The sequence below is a fragment of the Ruminococcus sp. MCC718 genome (genome assembly GCF_018783905.1).
Lineage (GTDB): Bacteria > Bacillota > Clostridia > Lachnospirales > Lachnospiraceae > Hominisplanchenecus > Hominisplanchenecus faecis.
This window is the reverse complement of record NZ_WQNP01000006.1, coordinates 1-20,113: the sequence shown is the minus strand read 5'-3', so window position 1 is coordinate 20,113 and position 20,113 is coordinate 1. Positions and strand designations below refer to the sequence as shown.

At 45.2% G+C, this 20,113-nt stretch carries 9 protein-coding genes; 8 read left to right on the top strand and 1 reads right to left on the bottom strand.

Translation table 11 applies throughout. The features are described 5' to 3' along the window. Window positions 1-31 precede the first annotated feature (31 nt). The 5 genes from GPK60_RS00830 to GPK60_RS00810 all read left to right on the top strand — a co-directional run bounded on the left by GPK60_RS00830 (window position 32) and on the right by GPK60_RS00810 (window position 11,125). A complete protein-coding gene (locus tag GPK60_RS00830; RefSeq protein ID WP_173899291.1) occupies window positions 32-1,372 on the top strand; it encodes a serine/threonine-protein kinase in 1,341 nt (446 codons plus the stop codon). A gap of 52 nt (window positions 1,373-1,424) precedes the next feature. After that, complete coding sequence (locus GPK60_RS00825) at window positions 1,425-3,935, top strand: hypothetical protein (protein ID WP_215658672.1); 2,511 nt, start codon at window positions 1,425-1,427, stop codon at window positions 3,933-3,935. Window positions 3,936-3,998: 63 nt separating this feature from the next. Continuing rightward, entirely contained in the window at window positions 3,999-4,607 is a 609-nt protein-coding gene (locus GPK60_RS00820) for a type II CAAX endopeptidase family protein (protein ID WP_022117964.1), read from the top strand. Window positions 4,608-5,071: 464 nt separating this feature from the next. After that, window positions 5,072-9,625 (top strand): glutamate synthase large subunit, encoded by a 4,554-nt coding sequence (gene gltB / locus GPK60_RS00815; RefSeq protein WP_215658671.1) that lies wholly within the window; start codon window positions 5,072-5,074, stop codon window positions 9,623-9,625. Between the two features lie 12 nt (window positions 9,626-9,637). Continuing rightward, window positions 9,638-11,125: a glutamate synthase subunit beta gene (locus GPK60_RS00810; RefSeq protein ID WP_215658670.1), complete on the top strand. Its 1,488-nt coding sequence runs from the start codon at window positions 9,638-9,640 to the stop codon at window positions 11,123-11,125. A 29-nt stretch (window positions 11,126-11,154) separates the two neighbouring features. Here the strand turns inward: GPK60_RS00810 and GPK60_RS00805 are convergent, their stop codons facing one another. Next, on the bottom strand, window positions 11,155-11,595 hold the full coding sequence (locus GPK60_RS00805) for an ATP-binding protein (RefSeq protein WP_173866199.1): 441 nt from the start codon (window positions 11,593-11,595) through the stop codon (window positions 11,155-11,157). Window positions 11,596-11,930: 335 nt separating this feature from the next. Here GPK60_RS00805 and GPK60_RS00800 point away from each other — a divergent pair, with 335 nt between their 5' ends. The 3 genes from GPK60_RS00800 to GPK60_RS00790 all read left to right on the top strand — a co-directional run bounded on the left by GPK60_RS00800 (window position 11,931) and on the right by GPK60_RS00790 (window position 19,914). Then, window positions 11,931-14,186 carry a S8 family serine peptidase gene (locus GPK60_RS00800; RefSeq protein ID WP_173866198.1) on the top strand — a complete coding sequence of 752 codons (2,256 nt, stop codon included), beginning with the start codon at window positions 11,931-11,933 and terminating at the stop codon, window positions 14,184-14,186. Between the two features lie 42 nt (window positions 14,187-14,228). Next, window positions 14,229-16,586, top strand: a complete 2,358-nt coding sequence (locus GPK60_RS00795) for a leucine-rich repeat domain-containing protein (RefSeq protein WP_173866197.1) — start codon at window positions 14,229-14,231, stop codon at window positions 16,584-16,586. Between the two features lie 70 nt (window positions 16,587-16,656). After that, window positions 16,657-19,914 carry a hemoblobin-interacting domain-containing protein gene (locus GPK60_RS00790; RefSeq protein ID WP_173866196.1) on the top strand — a complete coding sequence of 1,086 codons (3,258 nt, stop codon included), beginning with the start codon at window positions 16,657-16,659 and terminating at the stop codon, window positions 19,912-19,914. The last annotated feature ends 199 nt before the right edge of the window (window positions 19,915-20,113 follow it).

Here is a 20,113-nt window from a genome sequence, read left to right as displayed (position 1 = left end):
AAATCAGGAGCAGGTGCAGTGCAAAAAGCAAATGGAACATCTGTTGAATCACCATGGTTATTTTCTGATCCGCAGGATAGGACAGGGGAGGACAGGAGCAGTATGGCTTGTGTTTCACCAGGCAACCGGTGCTTTGCGGGCGGCAAAAGCCATCTTTGCAGCTTCACAGAAAGTAGCTCTTCTACGGGCATGGGCAAGTATGGAGCATTCCGGACTTGTGAAAATTTATGATCTTTTACAGGAGCAGGAGATGTGCTGTTTTATTATGGAGTATCTTGAAGGAGAGAGCCTGAAAGAGCATATCCTTACGACAGGAGAAAAGAAAAAAAGAATTTCCGGGAGAAAAGCAGCGAAATGGGGGATAGAGCTGTGCGATGCACTATACTGCCTTCATATGTCACAGCCGGCGATTCTTTATCAGGATTTAAAACCTTCCAATGTGGTTCTGACAAAAGAGGGAAGATTAAAACTCATTGATCCGGACGGGGCGGGTTTCCAGAACGACGATTTTTGCATTATGGGTACCAGAGGATTTATGGCACCGGAACAGGAGCAGCAGAGGAGTCTTGATGCGAGAACGGATATCTACGCTCTTGGCAGGACATTGCAGTGGATTTTAGAAAAAAAGCAGCGGAAAAGAAAAAAGAGTTATTCTCCGCTTGGACGGATTCTGGAAAAGTGCACAAGACAGGATCCGGATGAACGGTTTCAAAATGTTGCAGAAGTGAAAAAAGCATTCAGAGATTATCTGCACATTACAAGAAGGATGAGCCTGTTTTCAGCTCTGATGATCATTACCGTATCCGTACTTGGAAGCATCGAAATTTCCATTCAGGATGAGCAGAAACGAGAACAGTTATATCAAACTTATTTAAGTCAGAAAGACATATCAGATTACAAATCAGCAATATTCTTATTTCCCGGTCGGGAAGAAGGTTATCAGCAATTTTTAGAAAGTATCATGGAAGACGGACAGATGGATCGTCAGGAACACCAGGAACTTATGTCGCTTCTCTTCTATACGGAAAGTGATCTTCAGAAAAACAGGAGAGCTTATCATCGTTTCGCAGGGCAATTATCTGTCATCTATCACTTTTTTTATGCGGAAAATGGCGGAGAACAATATGCAGAAAACTGGATTGAAAAATTTATAAAAACGAAGGATGATACACAAAAAGATGGTGCAGCAAAAGATAAGGTGCCGCAGAAAGCGACGATAAATGAAAGAATGGAACAACAGAAAAAAGAAGAGGAAGAAATGCAGCAGATAATGGATTTATACAGAGAATGGTTTCAGAAAAATGAGATTACAGAGGAAGAAGTACAGGAATGGAAACGGGGTGTGAGCAATCGAAAAGAAACAATGGAGTAAGCAAAAGGGCAGAATATGCAAAATGATATTTTTGATGGGAATATGTTGTTGTATGATTTGCTTTCATATTTTGAAAGTGAAAGCGGAAACAGGTGTCACAGAAAGAAGGAGAGAAGCAGTTACGAAAAACAGCGAAGAAGATCACGATAGAGAAAAAGTAAAAAACAGGAAAAAAGTGATCGTCTACGAGGCATATCCGAAAAACGGAAAAAAGATCTTTGACGATTCACGTAAAGTAGATCTGGAAGTGCGGGCACAGTGGGAAGGAGGTAAACCGGACGCAGAAGCCGCCGATCTGGTTGTGTGTGGCTATGCTGTTTCAAAAAATGTCGGGATCTGGCGAGTAGATGTGGAGTATGAAATTGCAGGGACCGATGCGGATGCGTACGTGTTGGAGTGCAGAAAGGCAGCTCTGGAGACAAAGGTGGAAATTGTGCCGAAAATTCTTCAAGTGTCGATCAGTGATGCAAACAAAGGGTATTTTGCGGACAACAAAACAGAAAATTTAAGATTTTCGGATGAAAAAAATGCGATTCAGATCAGTGGATTTATGAAAAACGGAGAGGCGAGCAATCAGCCGCCGGTAGGGTTTGTGATGCCGAAAGTCTGGATTGATGAGAACGTTTTACAGAAAGACAGTCCGATATATCAGAATGGACAGTATCTGGTATATCAGGGAGCTTTGACTTTAAAAGAAGAAGTCGCTGGCAAAAATGCCAATTATTGTTATGCTCCGGAAGATAAACGATATACTGCAAAAGGAAATGTTATTCTGGAGGAGACAGATCCAAATCCGGAAAATATAAAAATCAGGGCAAGATATGGAAAATGTGTGTATGATTCAAAAAGAAAGGTTTATCGTATCTCAAAAGGTGCTATTCTGGAAGCACAGCCGACAAAAGGAAGCGGATACAATCAGACAAACGTATCACAGCCTCTTTATGGAGAAGGAAGATGGAGTTTTGTGATGGAGCGTCGCCAAAAAAACGGGGAGCTGCAGGCGAGGTCAAAGAAAACAGAAATTTCATATGAAGTGGATGAGGAAGCACCGAGTGCAGAAGTCAGATTAAACGGAAAGAAACAGAAGCAGCTTTTTACATCGGATTTCTGTGTTTGCAGTGCAGAAAATGTGCAGGATGACACAGAGGGAGAAGTTCAGATTCAGTGGTATCTTGCAAGGGAAAAACTGGATGACGGACAGATCACACAGAAGCAGGGAGAATGGAGAGAAGGAAAGCAGATTGAGATTCAGGAAGAAGGAATCTGGTATCCGTATGTAAAACTGACAGATGCCTTTGGAAATGCCAGATATCTTCCGGTCGGAAAAGTTGTGATCGACCGTACATCACCGGAGATTGTCATACAGGGGATGCTGCAGAATCAGATTTTGCTTTCTGATTATAAAGTAAAGATTTCCCTGGAAGAATTTTATTTAAATCAAAAGAAGAGTTACATAAAGCTGTACAAAAGAACCGGAAGATCCGCAAAAGAAGAACAGCTTTTGGACATGCCTGTAAACTGGAAAAAGGGAAAGGCAGAATTGAAAGATAAGAAAAGCAGCGGCAGTAATACAGGGGAGAGCGGCGATGATGTATATCTGAAAGACGGCTGGTATCGGCTGAAAATCTATGCGGAAGATCTTGCAGGGAATCGGAAAGAGCAGGAAATCTGTTTTGCAGTGAACCGCTCTGGTCCGAAGCTTACGACGGATGCTTCCATGCAGAAATTTCTGAAACAGAAAACAGCACAGCAGGGACAGAAGTTAAAATTTCGGGTGTGGGATGTCAACAAAATGCAAAAGGAAGAGCTGCAATGCATATTTGACGGAAAAGCAAGAAATTTGGAAGAAGGAAAAGATTATCAGAAAAAATACAGGCCAACAGCAGAAGGATTCACGGAGTATGATTATGAAGTATCGGAGGCTGTTTTTGAAAAAGAAGGAAGGTACAGTCTGAAGCTTTTTCTGGAGGATGAAGCAGGACATCGGTTGTCGGAAAAAGAAAAAACATTATGCCGGGACTTTGCGATTGACCGGACACCGCCAATCTGTGTGATCGCTCCAATAAAAGCAACAGAAAAAGGCTTTCAGGTTCAGACGATCTGCGAAGATAATGTTGATTTTGCAAAAATTTGGCTCTGCAAAAATGGCAGCCTGTATAAAGAGAGCAAAAATCAGGAAAGCAGCTGGGAGATCTCCTTTGGGCATGGAGAAAAATGGCAGCTGGAAGTTTTTGATACAGCCGGAAATAAAGAAGTGCGGTATCTTCTGAAAGAAGAGCTGGAAAAAGAACTCGAACGGAAAAAACTGTTGCCGGAGAAGAAAGGGAAGCACAAGAACAGAATCTTTGAGACACAGAAACAGACAGAAAACGGAACACATGGGGAAAAGCAGAAAAAAGCCGGCTTTTTGCAGAAAGAGACGAATTCTTTATCAAACGAGCCGGAAAGACAGGAACAAGAAAAAGACAGGGATGAGGGACAGATGACAGTTACAGTAGTTTTTATAGTGCTGTCTGGTCTGTCAGGGATGCTGTATTGGGTTAAGCATCGACAAAAAGTGTAGATCTAGATTGTTCTGAACGGAAAAATATGCTATGATGGTTCAAAACTTAAGAGGTGATGGGCTTTGGAATATAAAATCATAGATCTTGTTTTTCCGATATTGGTACATTTTCTGGCATTGCAGCTTACCGGAATACTCGGCATTGGAGATGCGGCTTTTCAGACCATGCTGGCGGCCGTCATCACAATGCCGTTGTTCTTCTGGCTCTACCGGAAAGATCAGAACTTGTGGAGAAAAGAAAAAAGAAAGATAACCTGGATCCAGTGGATCATCGTGATCGTGGCGGCGGCCGGGCTGAATATCCTGTTTTCGGCACTGATGTCGTTTCTGGTATCGGATTATGGGATTACCAGTGAATCACAGGATGCCCTGCTCTCAAGCCGGATGCTGTTCCAGATCCTTGGAATGGGTATCGCAGTGCCGGTCACAGAAGAGCTGATTTTCCGTGGACTTGTTTACCGCAAGTTGGAACGCTATGTTTCCGTAAAGAAGGCAGTCCTTTTGGGAGCGGCGATCTTTGCGGTTTATCATGGCAATCTGCTGCAGATCCTGTTTGCTTTTCCGATGGGGATCATCCTGAATCTGCTTTACCATCGATTTGAAGATCTGAGAGTGCCAGTCCTGTTTCATGCGGTCTCTAATCTGATGGCTGTTTTACTGGCTGCAATTTAACCAAATCAAGTAAGTCTCCTGCTTCAATTGCGAAAAGCAATAAGCAGTGGGTGATCCTTAACTTTACAGACGGAGAACAGCAAATTTGCATCAGTGGCGGGATGCAATCTCTATCTGACAGGAGTCTTTGGCAGATTACAGAGGTGCACAGAAGAATGTTGCATATATTTTTAAAATTTGCATGAGAAACAAAATAGACACAACTGGAAAAATATAGAAACAAAAGAAAAATAATAAATAAAAAATCAAAAAAATACAGTTTTAAAAGTGAATTCACAAATAGTCTGACAATTTGACAAAAAATACGTCTTTACAAATGAAAAAAATGGGTGTATAGTCAATGACAAGATTTGAGAAAAAGTTGCATTAGCGAACACAGAAGTTGGCAGCATGCAGCAGGACATGGCAATCTGGTCAGTCCGCTTATCTGAACAGAATATTACAACTTAAGAAAGGAAAGACGTATGAGTACAGCAAAATTGAACGAAGCCGTTCAGACTCCTGGGCTGTATCAGCCGGAATTTGAACACGATAACTGCGGTATAGGAGCAGTTGTAAACATTAAGGGTGTCAAATCCCACGGAACCGTCGAAAATGCATTAAAGATAGTAGAAAATCTAGAACATAGAGCTGGCAAAGATGCCGAAGGAAAAACAGGTGATGGTGTAGGAATCATGCTTCAGATTTCACACAAGTTCTTCTCCAAAACCTGTGAGTCCCTCGGCATCTTTTTAGGTTCTGAGAGGGAATACGGAATCGGTATGTTCTTCTTCCCTCAGGATGAACTGAAAAAGAACCAGGCAAAGAAAATGTTTGAGATCATTGTGGAAAAAGAAGGTCTTAAATTTTTGGGATGGAGGGAAGTTCCGGTTGTTCCGGAAGTTCTCGGACACAAAGCACTGGAATGTATGCCGTGTATCATGCAGGGATTTGTAGCAAAACCAAAACACCTGGCAAAAGGTATTGATTTTGACCGCAGACTTTATGTGGTAAGACGTGTGTTTGAACAGAGCAATGACAATTCCTATGTGGTTTCTCTTTCAAGCAGAACGATCGTATACAAAGGTATGTTCCTGGTAGGACAGCTCCGTACCTTCTTCCGTGATCTGCAGGATGCAGATTATGAATCTGCGATCGCGATCGTACACTCTCGTTTCAGTACCAACACAAATCCGAGCTGGGAGAGAGCACATCCGAACCGCTTTATCGTACACAACGGTGAGATCAACACGATCCGTGGAAATGCCGACAAGATGCTTGCACGCGAAGAGACGATGTTCTCCGAGCATTTCAAAGGAGAGCTGCACAAAGTTCTGCCGGTTGTCAATACTTCCGGTTCTGACTCGGCAATGCTCGACAACACACTGGAATTTATGGTGATGAGTGGTATGGATCTGCCGCTGGCCGTGATGATCACGATCCCGGAACCATGGGCAAACAACAAGACCATGAGCCAGAGCAAAAAAGATTTTTATCAGTATCATGCAACGATGATGGAGCCGTGGGACGGACCGGCATCGATCCTGTTCAGCGACGGAGATGTGGTAGGAGCCGTGCTTGACCGTAACGGTCTGCGTCCTTCCAGATACTATATCACCGATGACGGTTATCTGATCCTCTCTTCTGAGGTCGGTGTGCTGGATATCGATCCGACCAGGATCGTGCTCAAAGAAAGACTGCATCCGGGCAAAATGCTTCTGGTGGATACGGTAAAAGGAAGAGTGATCGATGACGATGAACTGAAAGAAAGTTATGCAAAAAAGCAGCCGTATGGTGAGTGGCTGGATCGTTACCTGGTAAATCTTTCTGATCTGAAGATTCCGAATAAACGCGTGGAAGAGTACAGCGATGAGGAGCGTGCAAAACTCCAGAAAGCCTTTGGCTATACTTACGAAGAGTACCGTACTTCTATTTTAAATATGGCAAAGAACGGTGCAGAAGGCATCGCTTCCATGGGTATTGACACACCGCTGGCTGTTTTATCGGAATGTCATGTGCCACTGTTTAATTATTTCAAACAGCTGTTTGCACAGGTGACGAACCCGCCGATCGATGCAATCCGTGAAGAAGTGGTAACATCCACGACCATTTACATCGGTGAGGACGGAAATCTGCTTCAGGAAGAGGCAAAGAACTGTCAGGTACTGAAGATCAACAATCCGATCCTGACAAATACCGACATGCTGAAGATTAAAAATCTGGATGTCGAAGGCTTTAAAGTAGCGGAAATTCCAATCACGTATTATAAGAACACAAGCCTGGAAAAAGCCATTGACTATCTGTTTGTCGAAGTAGACAGAGCACACAGAGACGGAGCAAACATCCTGATCCTGACAGACAGAGGTGTTGATGAAAACCGTGTGCCGATCCCTTCACTGCTGGCAGTATCCGCTGTGCATCAGCACCTTGTAAAGACGAAAAAGAGAACTTCACTTGCAATCGTTCTGGAATCCGGCGAACCAAGAGAAGTGCATCATTTTGCTACACTGCTTGGTTATGGTGCAAGTGCGATCAACCCATATCTGGCACTGGATACGATCCATCAGCTGATCGACAGCAAGATGCTGGATAAGGATTATTATGCAGCTGTGGAAGATTACAATCAGGCTGTCCTTAGCGGAATCGTAAAGATTGCTTCCAAAATGGGTATTTCCACAATCCAGTCTTATCAGGGATCTCAGATTTTTGAGGCAATCGGCATTGATAAAGAAGTGATCGATAAATATTTCACAAATACGGTCAGCCGTGTCGGTGGTATCACAATGAAAGATATTGCAGAAGAAACGGACAAACTGCATTCCGGAGCATTTGATCCGCTGGGACTGGATGTAGATGAAACACTGTACAGCATCGGACGGCACAAAATGAGAAGTGCCGGAGAACATCACCGTTACAATCCGCAGACCATTCATCTGCTGCAGCAGTCGACCTGGAGAGGCGATTACAACCTGTTCAAACAGTACACGAATCTGGTAGACAAAGAAGAGACCGGTTATCTGCGAAGCCTGATGGATTTTGATTATCCGGAAAAAGGTGTGCCGATCGAGAAAGTAGAGAGTGTCGAATCCATTGTAAAACGATTTAAGACCGGAGCGATGTCCTACGGTTCCATTTCTCAGGAAGCACATGAAACACTGGCGATCGCCATGAACCGTCTGCATGGTAAGTCAAACAGCGGTGAAGGAGGCGAAGATCTGGAGCGTATGATCGTTACCGATCCGAACAGGAACCGTTGTTCTGCAATCAAACAGGTAGCATCCGGACGTTTTGGAGTTACCTCCAAATATCTGGTCAGTGCACAGGAGATCCAGATCAAAATGGCACAGGGAGCAAAACCGGGTGAAGGCGGTCATCTGCCGGGCGGAAAAGTTTATCCGTGGATCGCAAAGACCAGACATTCCACACCGGGTGTGAGCCTGATCTCACCGCCGCCTCATCACGATATTTATTCAATCGAGGATCTGGCAGAGCTGATCTACGACCTGAAGAATGCAAACAAAAACGCGAGAATTTCCGTAAAACTGGTATCGGAAGCAGGTGTCGGAACGGTTGCAGCCGGTGTTGCAAAAGCAGGAGCACAGGTCGTGCTGATCTCCGGTTATGACGGAGGTACCGGAGCTGCACCAAGAAGTTCCATCCACAATGCCGGACTTCCGTGGGAGCTCGGACTTGCAGAAACCCATCAGACGCTGATCATGAACGGACTTCGAAACAAAGTCCGCATTGAGACAGACGGAAAACTGATGAGCGGACGTGACGTAGCGATCGCCGCACTGCTTGGAGCAGAAGAATTCGGTTTCGCAACCGCACCGCTGATTACAATGGGATGTGTGATGATGCGTGTCTGCAACCTGGACACCTGTCCGGTCGGCGTGGCAACACAGAATCCGGAGCTGAGAAAACGTTTCCGCGGCAAACCGGAATACGTGGAAAACTTCATGCGGTTCATCGCACAGGAACTGCGTGAATACATGGCAAAACTTGGATTCTGCACCGTAGACGAGATGGTTGGACACAGCGAACTGCTGAAGAAGAAAGAACATGCTGCAAATGTAAATGCAGCGAAAGTGGATTTAAGCCGCATTCTGGATAACCCGTATGCAGGCAAAGAGATGAAAGTGACATTCGATCCTTCTCAGGTATATGATTTCAAACTGGAAGAGACGGTGGATCAGACCATTTTAATGAAGAAACTGAAAGCTTCTCTGGAGAAAAAACAGAAACGGAGCATCGAAGTCGATGTCACCAACATCAACCGTGCTTTCGGCACACAGTTTGGTGCTGAGATCACAAAACGTTACGGTGATACACTGGATGCTGATACCTACATTGTAAAATGTAAAGGTGCAGGCGGACAGAGTTTTGGAGCTTTTATCCCGAAAGGACTGACACTGGAGCTGGTCGGTGACAGCAATGACTATTTCGGAAAAGGTTTATCCGGCGGAAAGCTGATCGTATATCCGCCAACCGGTGTAAAATTCAAAGAAGATGAAAACATCATTATCGGAAACGTGGCACTGTACGGTGCAACAAGCGGAGAAGCCTACATCAACGGTGTTGCCGGAGAACGTTTCTGCGTGCGAAATTCCGGTGCAAAAGCTGTAGTAGAAGGCGTCGGAGATCACGGATGTGAATATATGACGGGCGGTCGTGTTGTTGTCATCGGAAAAGTCGGCAAGAACTTTGCAGCCGGTATGAGCGGCGGTGTTGCCTATGTTCTGGATGAAAACAACGATCTGTACACAAAAGTCAACAAGCAGATGGTTTCCGTTGAAAAACTCGGCAATAAATACGATGTGCAGGAATTAAAAGATATGATCGCAGAGCATACGGCATACACCAATTCTGCAAAAGGAAAAGAAATCCTGAATCATTTTGAAGAATACCTGCCGAAATTCAAGAAGATCATCCCGCATGATTATAACCGTATGATGATGGCGATCGTGCAGATGGAAGAGAGAGGCCTGAGCAGTGAGCAGGCACAGATTGAAGCATTTTATGCAAATAAAGCGAGATAGGAGGGAAAAGAAATGGGAAAACCAACCGGATTTTTAGAGTACGAAAGAAGAGTGAGTGAAGAGATCGCACCGCTTGAACGTATTAAAAATTTTAACGAATTTCATATCCCTCTGCCGCTGGAAAAACAGCAGCTTCAGGGAGCACGCTGTATGGCATGCGGAGTGCCGTTCTGCCAGTACGGAAAAATGATAAACGGCATGGCATCCGGCTGTCCGCTGAACAACCTCTGCCCGGAATGGAATGATCTTGTCTATACCGGAAACTGGGAACAGGCTTACAACCGTCTGATGAAAACACATTGTTTTCCGGAATTTACTTCCAGAGTGTGCCCGGCACTCTGTGAAGCAGCCTGCACCTGCAACTTAAACGGAGACCCGGTCTCCACAAAAGAGAACGAGCGTGCGATTATTGAGCGTGCCTACGAGACAGGACTTGTCAAGGCACAGCCGCCGAAAGTGCGTACCGGAAAAAAAGTAGCCGTGATCGGAAGCGGTCCGTCCGGACTTGCCGTTGCCATGCAGCTGAACCGCCGTGGTCATGAGGTGACCGTATTTGAGCGAAATGACCGCATCGGCGGCCTGCTCCGCTACGGAATCCCGAACATGAAACTGGAGAAATCCGTGATCGACCGCCGTGTCCGTCTGATGGAAGAAGAAGGCGTGATCTTTAAAACCAATGTCAATGTCGGTGTGGATGTCAAAGCCGCCAAACTTCTGAAAGATTTCGACCGTGTGGTACTCTGCTGCGGAGCATCAAACCCAAGAGATATCAAAGTGCCGGGACGAGAGGCAGAAGGCATTTATTTTGCCGTTGATTTCCTGAAAGGTGTGACAAAGAGCCTGCTGGATTCTGATCTGGCGGATCAGAAATTTGTTGCCTGCAAGAATAAGAAAGTGATGGTCATCGGAGGCGGTGATACCGGAAACGACTGTGTCGGAACAGCCATCCGCCTGGGTGCATCTTCTGTGGTACAGCTGGAGATGATGCCGAAAGCCCCGGATCAGAGAGCGGCAAACAATCCATGGCCGGAGTGGCCGAGAGTCTGCAAGACTGATTATGGTCAGCAGGAAGCGATTGCTGTATTCGGACACGATCCGCGTATCTATCAGACCACCGTAAAAGAATTCATTGCCGATGACAAAGGCAGACTGAAAAAAGCAGTGCTGGTCAAATTACAGAGCAAAAAAGATGAGAAAACAGGTCGCATGATGATGGTTCCGGTGGAAGGGAGCGAATGGACGGTTGAAGTGGATGTCGTACTGATCGCAGCCGGTTTTCTTGGCTCACAGAAATATGTGACCGATGCCTTTAAAGTAGATCTGACACCGCGTACGAACGTGGCAACGGAAGCAGAGAAATATCAGACTTCCGTAAAGAATGTCTTTACGGCAGGTGATATGCACCGGGGACAGTCTCTGGTTGTCTGGGCGATCCACGAAGGAAGGGAAGCGGCCAAGGCGGTAGATGAATCCCTGATGGGATATACCAACCTCGTTTAAAGAAAAGGAACGCAAAAAAACGGGGCAGATCATTCTGCCCCAAGTTCCAGCATCACACTGGCGATATACCATCCGTCTTTAATCTCTCTGGTGGAGATTCCGTTGTAACGGCGGACGATATCATCGATGATCTGACGGCCAAGCCCATGCTGCTTTTTATCCGCCTTGGTCGTGCGGATGGTAAGTGCCTTGTCTTGCATGGAAGGATCCATTTTGTTTCGAATGGTCAGGGAGAGATAATCCTTGACCATTTTCATTTCAATCACAATTTTCGGATCTTCGATTTTTCTGGATGCTTCGATCGCATTGTCCAGAAGATTCGCAACAAGAGAACAGAGATGATGATCGGGGATCGACAGATGTGGCGGCAGTACGATCTGAATATCCATCGGGATCTGATACTTATGAGCCGTGGCACATTTAAGGTTGATCACCTGAAGCTGGATGCGGCTGCTGTATTCGCTTGTCATTTGCTATAGACAGTGCAAGCCTTCTTCAGTACGCAGCAGAAGAGATCACTTCCTTTTAAAAGCAGGTTTTGGAAATAAAACCTGAAAAAATTTCCTTCTTTACACAAAAAAATAAAAGACTGAAAAAACGGATTTTTCAGGCGAAAAGGGCTTCATGCTACACAGGCATGGAGCCTTTTTCTGTGCTTGACAGACGTTTTTAAATATGTTACCAATATAAAACATAGAATAGTTTAGACTAACAAAAGAAAGCTAAAACGTACAAAAGTTACAAGTATACAAATAAATATAACGGAAGAGCTGTGCGATGTGAGGCTGACATGAAGGAGGACAAAATGAAACGAAGATTTCTGGCGTTTGTGTGCTGTTTCAGTATGCTGGTATCTCTGCTGCCGTGCAGTGCAAAGGCAAATGGGAGAACAACGAACGTAAATCTGCTGGAAACACCGGAAGAAGTGGCAGAAGTGTTTTACAGGCAGAATGCATCTCTTAGAAAGAGTAAGGGGGTCACGGCACAGGATCAACAAAATGAGATTCGCAAACGTGTGATCGTAGAGAGTGCACAGACTCTGGGAAATACATACGGAGCAGTAAAGACGTATTACTATACGGTGGGTGGCTACCAGATCTTACTGTATGACAGTGCAGATCAGGCAGAGCTTGCAGTGACAAACCTGAAAAAAGATTACCCGGGAGTACACATTTTTCAGGATATCCCGGTCACACTGGAAGAGGCAGCAAGAGACGGCGATGCAGATGTGCAGGTAGAAATACAGGATGCAGCCGAAAAAGAAGACGAGAGCGAAACAGAGACGGAAATCCAGGCATTTGACGGCATCCATATGATGGGTATGGACAAGTTGAAAGAGGATGCAAAAGACTGGAGCGGCGATGCAACCGTCGCAGTCATCGACAGCGGAATCGATGAGGATCATCCGTGGTTTACAACAAGACTGGATCGCAAAAACAGTGTCAATCTGGCAGCAGACGGTTTAGGCAAAGATGCATACAATGATCCGAACCAGGGACACGGCACACACGTTGCCGGCATCGTAACCCAGGCAACACCGGTGCAGGTCAAGATCATGGCCGTGCGAGTATTTGACCTGACTGGTTCTGCTTCTTACACAACGATCACACTTGGCGTTGACTATGCGGTACAGCATAATGCCGATGTTATCAACATGAGTCTTGGATTTGAGATTCTGCCGGGATTTGAAAGCGATGACACCGATTTGATGGATGAAGCCTTTGCAAGAGCCTTAAAAGCCGGCACAACGGTTTGCGTGGCATCCGGAAACGAGTATACCGATACGGCAAGAAGTTATCCGGCAAGCAGCCGCTGGACGATCGCAGTCGGATCTCTGGAGCCGGATAAAGACGGAAATTCTTACATTCGCTCTGATTTTTCCAACAACGGAACCCTGCTTGATTTTGCAGCACCGGGAAGAAACATCTTCAGTGCATGGATCGGCGAGGGCGAGACAACCGAGATCGCAAGCGGAACCTCAATGGCAACGCCGCATCTGGCAGCGGCAGCAGCCTATGTCAAACTGAAACATCCGGATTACAACCAGAGAGAAGTTTACTCCGTTTTCCGTGATTATGCCGTAGATCTTGGCGAGCCGGGCAAAGATACCGAGTTTGGATATGGATACGTAGATTTCACAAATTATGCGGCAGAAGATCAGAACACAGCAAAAAAATATCAGGCGATCACAGCACCGGCTCAGATTAATAAAACGATGAATGATCTGGATAAGCCCTTTACGATCGATATAGAGTTTTCCAGAGGAAACGGAACCTTAAGCTTTGCAAGTACCGATGAAAAAGTAGCAAAAGTAAACGGCAGTCAGGTTCAGGTAACGGGAGTCGGCAGCTGTGAGATCGTGATCACCGCATCCGAAACCGACCAGTATTATCAGACCGAAGAGAGGGTAAAGATCCGTGTGGAAAAAGGACAGCAGACCATCAACGTTCCGGTGACCGAATACCACAAATACCTCTCCGATAAAAACTTCAAGGTAACGGCAAGCATCGAAAAACCGGGCGACGGCAAACTGGTATTTCTGGCAAACGAAAACGATGTGCTGAAAGTGACCGAAGATGGCTATGTCACCATTTCAGGAACCGGTACAACACAGATTTATGCAGTGGCAAAAGCAAGCGATAATTTTGTAAGACAGGTCAGCGATGCAATCACCGTCACCATAGAGGAAGATCCGAAACCGCAGCCAAAGCCGGACAACAGTCAGAATCAGAGCGGAAATACAGATCATAATCAGCAGAATCCGGGAACTACCGTGTCACTGAAAAAGGCAGTGATCCGCAAAGTGCAGCCGAAAAAAGCTCAGGTCAAAGTAACCTGGAAAAAACAGGCGGCAGCAGGCAGCTACGAGATCCGTTATGCACTTAAGAAAAACATGAAAAATGCAAAGACGGTGAAGGCAAACGGCAAAAAGAGCAGTGTTACCATCAAAAAACTGAAATCAGGTAAAAAATATTATATACAGGTACGGGCTGTGAAAGAGAGCGGCACCGCAGTGACAAAGGGAGCATGGAGCACGAAAAAGAGCGTCCGTGCGAAATAGAAAAGTACAGGAAGAAATCTTTGCAGAGAAAGGAAGAAAAGCATGAGAAAGAAATTTGGTTATCAGGCAATGGCAGCGATCTTTGCAGTGGCAATGATCGTATCCGGAGCCGGAATGTATCAGACAACGGCAAAAGCAGCCGAAGAGCAGATCCGGACACCGCAGCAGAAAACAGCGGCCGAAACACAGGAGTCTGCAAAACGGAAGGCAGAAGCCGCATCTGCAGATCCGACGGAAGACGGAGAATACACTCTGACTTTTGAGGCAAAACAGGAAGGCAGCGATGAAAAATCCATGCTGGCAGGCTATTTTGACCCGAAAGCAAAACTGACCGTTGAAAACGGAAAAATGTATGTAACCTTTTTAAATACCAAGCTTTCCAGCTTTCTTCTTGATTTTACAGTGGCATCAGACGGAACGTATGCACAGACCGAAAAGACAGGCTTTGGTGAACAGGACGAAAGCGGAAATTACGCCATGTACGAGTATAAAATGGAGATCACAAAGCCTTCCGAAGTAAACAAAGGAGCGGCACTTGTTTCAGCCATGGGCGGGCAGAACAGCGACATTGGAAATTTTGACAAATACCTCAAGACGGACTTCACTTTCCTGACACTGGAAAAAGGCTGGAACGGATACGATGCATCCAAAACCGAGGACAAACCGACCGGAGCAGCAGCACTCAACGAAGCACTTCGCGATTATGGCATGGACAAAGACAATGACGGAATCGTTACAGCAGAAGAAGTAGCTCAGTATGGCGGAACCACACTGGATTTAAGTGAGTGCAACTTAAGCGAGATCGGACTTCTGCGTTATCTGCCATCTCAGATTGTAACGTTAAATCTCTCAAACAATGAGATCACAGCGATTCCGGAAGGACTGCTGGATAACCTGACCAGTCTGGAAAATTTTTATATCGAGCACAACAAGATCACAGAAATTCCGGCAGGACTGTTTAAAAACAACCACAGCCTGGACTGGATTTCCTTTACCGGCAATCAGATTTCCTCTCTGAAAGATAACACCTTTGAAGGGCTGGATGCTCTGACGATCCTTGATCTGGAAGGAAACCAGATCCGGGAGGTTTCCAAAAATGCCCTGACCGGCATGCCGAAACTTCAGCAACTCTCCTTTGTGGGAAATGGACTGGAAGATCTGAAGGATGATGTGTTAAAACCGCTTGCCGGATCTTTGCGGTGGCTGTTTTTACAGGAAAATAACATCGAGAGCCTGCCAAAGACCGTGGAAGACCTTTCTTCCCTTGAAGAACTCAATGCATACGATAACGGTATGAAAGATATCACAAAAGTGGATTTTTCAAAACTTCCACAGCTTCAGGAAGTCAACTTCATGCACAATGAGATTCGTGAAATCCCGTCCGGAACGTTTGCGAAGAATGAAAAGCTGGCAGGGCTGGATCTGTATGACAATCTGCTGACTACGATGTCACCGGATACCCTTCCGGCAACAGCAGTTCTGAGAAAACTGGATATCCGCCTGAACAACATTCAGGTCGTAGACCGCAAACTGATCATGAAAAGCCAGAGCTTTAACAAATTCTATCCGCAGAAAAGTGCGATGAGTCTGAAGATTGAAAAAGACGGCGAAAACGGCGTGAAATGGTCACAGGAACTGAGTATTCTGGATTTGCTGTACTGGTTCGATGCAACGAACGATGCAAAAGTCGAAGAAGCACAGTCTGTTGATGAATACAGAGAATTTCTGAAAGACAAAGGCTATGAAGGCCGCGATATCATGGATATTTTAAATGACCAGTACTATGACTGGGAGATTATTACCAGCATCGAAAAGAAAAACGCAGACGGAACCTACGAAACCGTATGGAAGAGTACGGATGATGATAAGGCAGACCTGGCAGGAGGAGCCTTTGCAACAGCAGAAAAAGGCACATACCGCGTCGTAAAAGATCTGTATTCCGGAAACAGCGGACTGCTGTTCTATCGTTTCAGCGTATTTTCAAACGAGGTCAATACAGCACAGCAGAACAATGTGACACCGGGTACAGACAAGCCGAATAATGGAAGTAACAGCAATACAAACGGCGGTAACAACGGAAACAGTGCAAATCCGGGAAATACAGCGGTGAAAAAACCGGCAAAGGTGAAAAAAGTAACGGCAAAGGCAAAAAAACGCACTGCAGTGATCAGCTGGAAAAAGGTAAAAGGTGCATCCGGTTATGAAGTTTACCGTTCTACAAAGAAAAACGGAAAATACAAAAAGATCAAGACGATCAAAAAAGCAGGAACGGTTCGTTTTACAGACAAAAAGCTGAAAAAAGGGTTCGCTTATTACTATAAAGTCAGAGCTTACAGAAAAACAGCTGTTGCGAAAGTGTATGGAAACGATTCGGCTGCAAAAAAAGTAAAAATAAAGTAAACATTAAAGTAAGATATCACGACGCAACAGATTCAAAGGAAAATGTACCAAAACGAGGAGGAAACAGAATATGAAGAAAAAATTTGTATGCCAGCTGCTTGCCCTTTCCATGACTGCTGTCATGGCAGTTCCACAGGCAGGACTGCCGGTATTTGCCGCATCTGCAGCAAATACACAGCAGGCACAGCTCAAAGAAGAAGCAAAAGTCGGAACAGAGATCACACAGCTTGAAGGATCAACCAGCTGGATGACAGGGACCCTGGAAAAAATCGTGCTTTCTGAGATTACTTCCGATTCTGCTTACTGCAAGGCGATTACGGGCATCAGCGTCAACGGTGTAGATTATGTGGCAGACTGGAATGAAGAAGATGATACACTGGTATACAGTGCCGGCTGGCTTGGTATGACGATCTACAGCGGAGCATTCAAAGAAGGCGAAAATACGATCGTGATCAAAGCTGACGGTTACCTAGACAAAACCATCCTCTTTACAAAAGCAGAAAATGAGTGCACGTTTGTAAGCCAGTCCGACGGAAACGGTGGTCAGGAACCGGAAGTACTGGATAAAACAGCTCTGACGGAAAAACTGGAAGAAGCAAAAGCACTGATACAAGGCGATAAGAGCGACGAGGAATGGGAAGATCTCCAGAGTGCGATCACAGCAGCAGAACATACATTAAGAGTGGCAACCACGCAGGCTTCCTTAAATACTGCACTGGAAGATCTGACAAAAGCAATGGAGAAATTTACCACAGGGCTGACTGCACCGACTGTTACCGCAGTTGCTTACGATGGCAACGAACTGACCATCGAAGAGATCAATCATTATTCCGATGATGCCAACTGGAAAGCTTACGGACAGTCCATTTCCGGAGTGACCGTAAACGGAACCGAATACAAAGAATACACCAATGATGATGATCCGGAAAGCGTTTACAGCCTTTCTGTACTGCACGGACTGACAATCGGTTCCGGCAAATTTACAGAAGGAAGAAACGCGATCGTGATCAAAGCAAAAGGTTACAAAGATAAAACGGTTGTATTTGCAAAATCCGGTGATACCTGCGTACTGATCAGTCAGACAGACGGGGACAGCGAACCTGTCACACCGCCGCAGCCAACCATCAAAGATCCGACCGAAGACGGTGTATATACTTTAACTTTTAAGACAACAAAAGCCGACAGCGAAGAAGACTCCATGCTGAGCAACTTCTTTGCGGCAAAAGCAAAACTGCAGGTAAAAGACGGAAAAATGACACTGACCATGTTAAATACCGGAAGCTCCAGAATGATGCTTGATTTTACTATTGGAAAAGACGGTACTTATCCGGCTGCCGAGAAGAAAGGCTACGGAGAAGCCGATGCTCAGGGAGCTTACACCGCATACGAGTACAGCATGGAAATTTCAGATCTGTCAGAATTACATTCTGCGGCAGCACTCGTTACCATGATGGGCGGAAGCGAAGCGGACAAAGGTAATTATGATAAATATATGAAGGCAAACATCAGTTTCGCATCCCTTGCAAAAGGATGGAAAGGTTATACCGATGAAGTGAGCGGTGAGCAGAAACTGATCAACAAGCTGATCGAGCAGGGATATGACCTGAATGATGACGGTGAGATCAGTGCAAATGAGCTGGCAGCAATCTCTGAGAGTGTGGATCTTTCCAACTGCGGACTGACAGACGTTTCCTTATTAAAAGGGCTGACAGATAAAGTAACCAGCCTGGATCTTTCCGAAAACCAGATCACCAGCCTGCCAGACGGACTGCTGGATCATATGACCGCACTTAGCAGCTTTTATGCAGATTCCAACTATATCGAAGAACTTCCGGAAAACTTCTTTGCAAACAATAAAAACCTGCAGTGGGTATCCATGCGTGCAAATAAATTAAAGAAGATCAACAAAAGCGATTTTGCGGGACTTACAGAGCTGAAATATCTGGAGCTGGACAACAATCAGATCGAAACGATCGCAAAGGGAGCTTTTGACGGCGATGCGGCACTGGATCAGTTTGGATTATCCGGCAACTTCCTGGAAAGCCTTCCGGAAGGTCTGTTTAAAGATGCCGGAGCATCCATGACCTTTTTGAATATTTCCGGAAATATGTTTGAGACACTGCCATCTGCCATCAGCGATGCAGTAAAATTAAAGAAACTGATCGCATACAATAACGTACTGACCAGCATTGCCGATGTGGATTTTGGCAAAATGGCAGATCTTACGGAAATCAACTTCATGAAAAACTATATTGCAGAGATCAAAGACGGAACCTTTGCAAAGAACAGCCACCTGCTGTCAGTCGATCTGCATGACAATCAGCTGACAAACCTCTCAGGAAGTGTATTTGCAGATACCTTTGAGAACAGCAGAGGAGATGGCAAACTGCAGAAACTGGATATCACCCTCAACAACATCCGCGTCGTAGATCCGGCTTTAATGAAAAAATGTGATACCTCCATCAACAAATTTTATCCGCAGAAGACAGCACTCTCCCTGACATTGAAAAAAGACAGTGACACCCAGATCAGCTGGAGTCAGGATCTGAGCATGCTGGATCTGGTATTCTGGTTTGATCAGACCGTAAGCGATGAGCAGAGAGAACTGGAGACACCGGAAGATTACCGGGCAATGCTGGAGCAGAACGGTTGGAAAGGCAAAACCATCACAGAAATCCTTCTTGCAAAGAACGATTCTTATGACTGGGATGTTATCACAGAAGTGCAGAAGAAAAATGCAGACGGAAGCTGGACAACCGTATCCGACAACACCGTAACAAGAGAGGCGGAAGCACTGACCGGAAGCTTCAAAGTAACGGATAAAGGCGTATACCGTATCATGAAAATGGTGAATACAACCCTGAACGGTTCCAAACAGTATCGCTTTACTGCATACTCCAACGTGATCGATCTGTCTGCAAAGGACGGAAACAACAATAATAGCAATAATAACGGAAATAATAACAGCAATAATAATAACAGCAACACAGACAATGGCACAAACGGAAATCAGAGTCCAGGAACACAGACTGTCAGCAAACCGGCAAAAGTAACAAAACTGACCGTAACTTCCAAGAAGAAAAAAGTAACTCTGAAATGGAAGAAAAACAGCAAAGCAACCGGATACGAAATCTATCGTGCCACAAAGAAAAACGGCAAGTACAAAAAGATCAGAACGATCAAAAAAGCATCTGCCGCAACATTCACAGACAGCAAAGTAAAGAAAGGCAAAACTTACTATTATAAAGTAAGAGCTTACAAGACCGTAAAAGGAAACAAAGCAAACGGAAAATTCAGTGCTGTCAGAAAAGTGAAGATCAAAAAATAACAAAAACTGCAAATAATAACAAAATTCCCCCTTCTGGTTGGAAAAAATATCTTCAAAATGTGTTACAATATAGAACAGTAACAGGCAGGCCTCGCAAAAGCGGGGCTTGTTTCTCTGTAAGTGCGCCTAGCGGCGCACGTTTCTAACGGGTTAAAGTCCCGAATCCGCCCGGTAGTGGGAAGGATATAGCCGAAGGCAA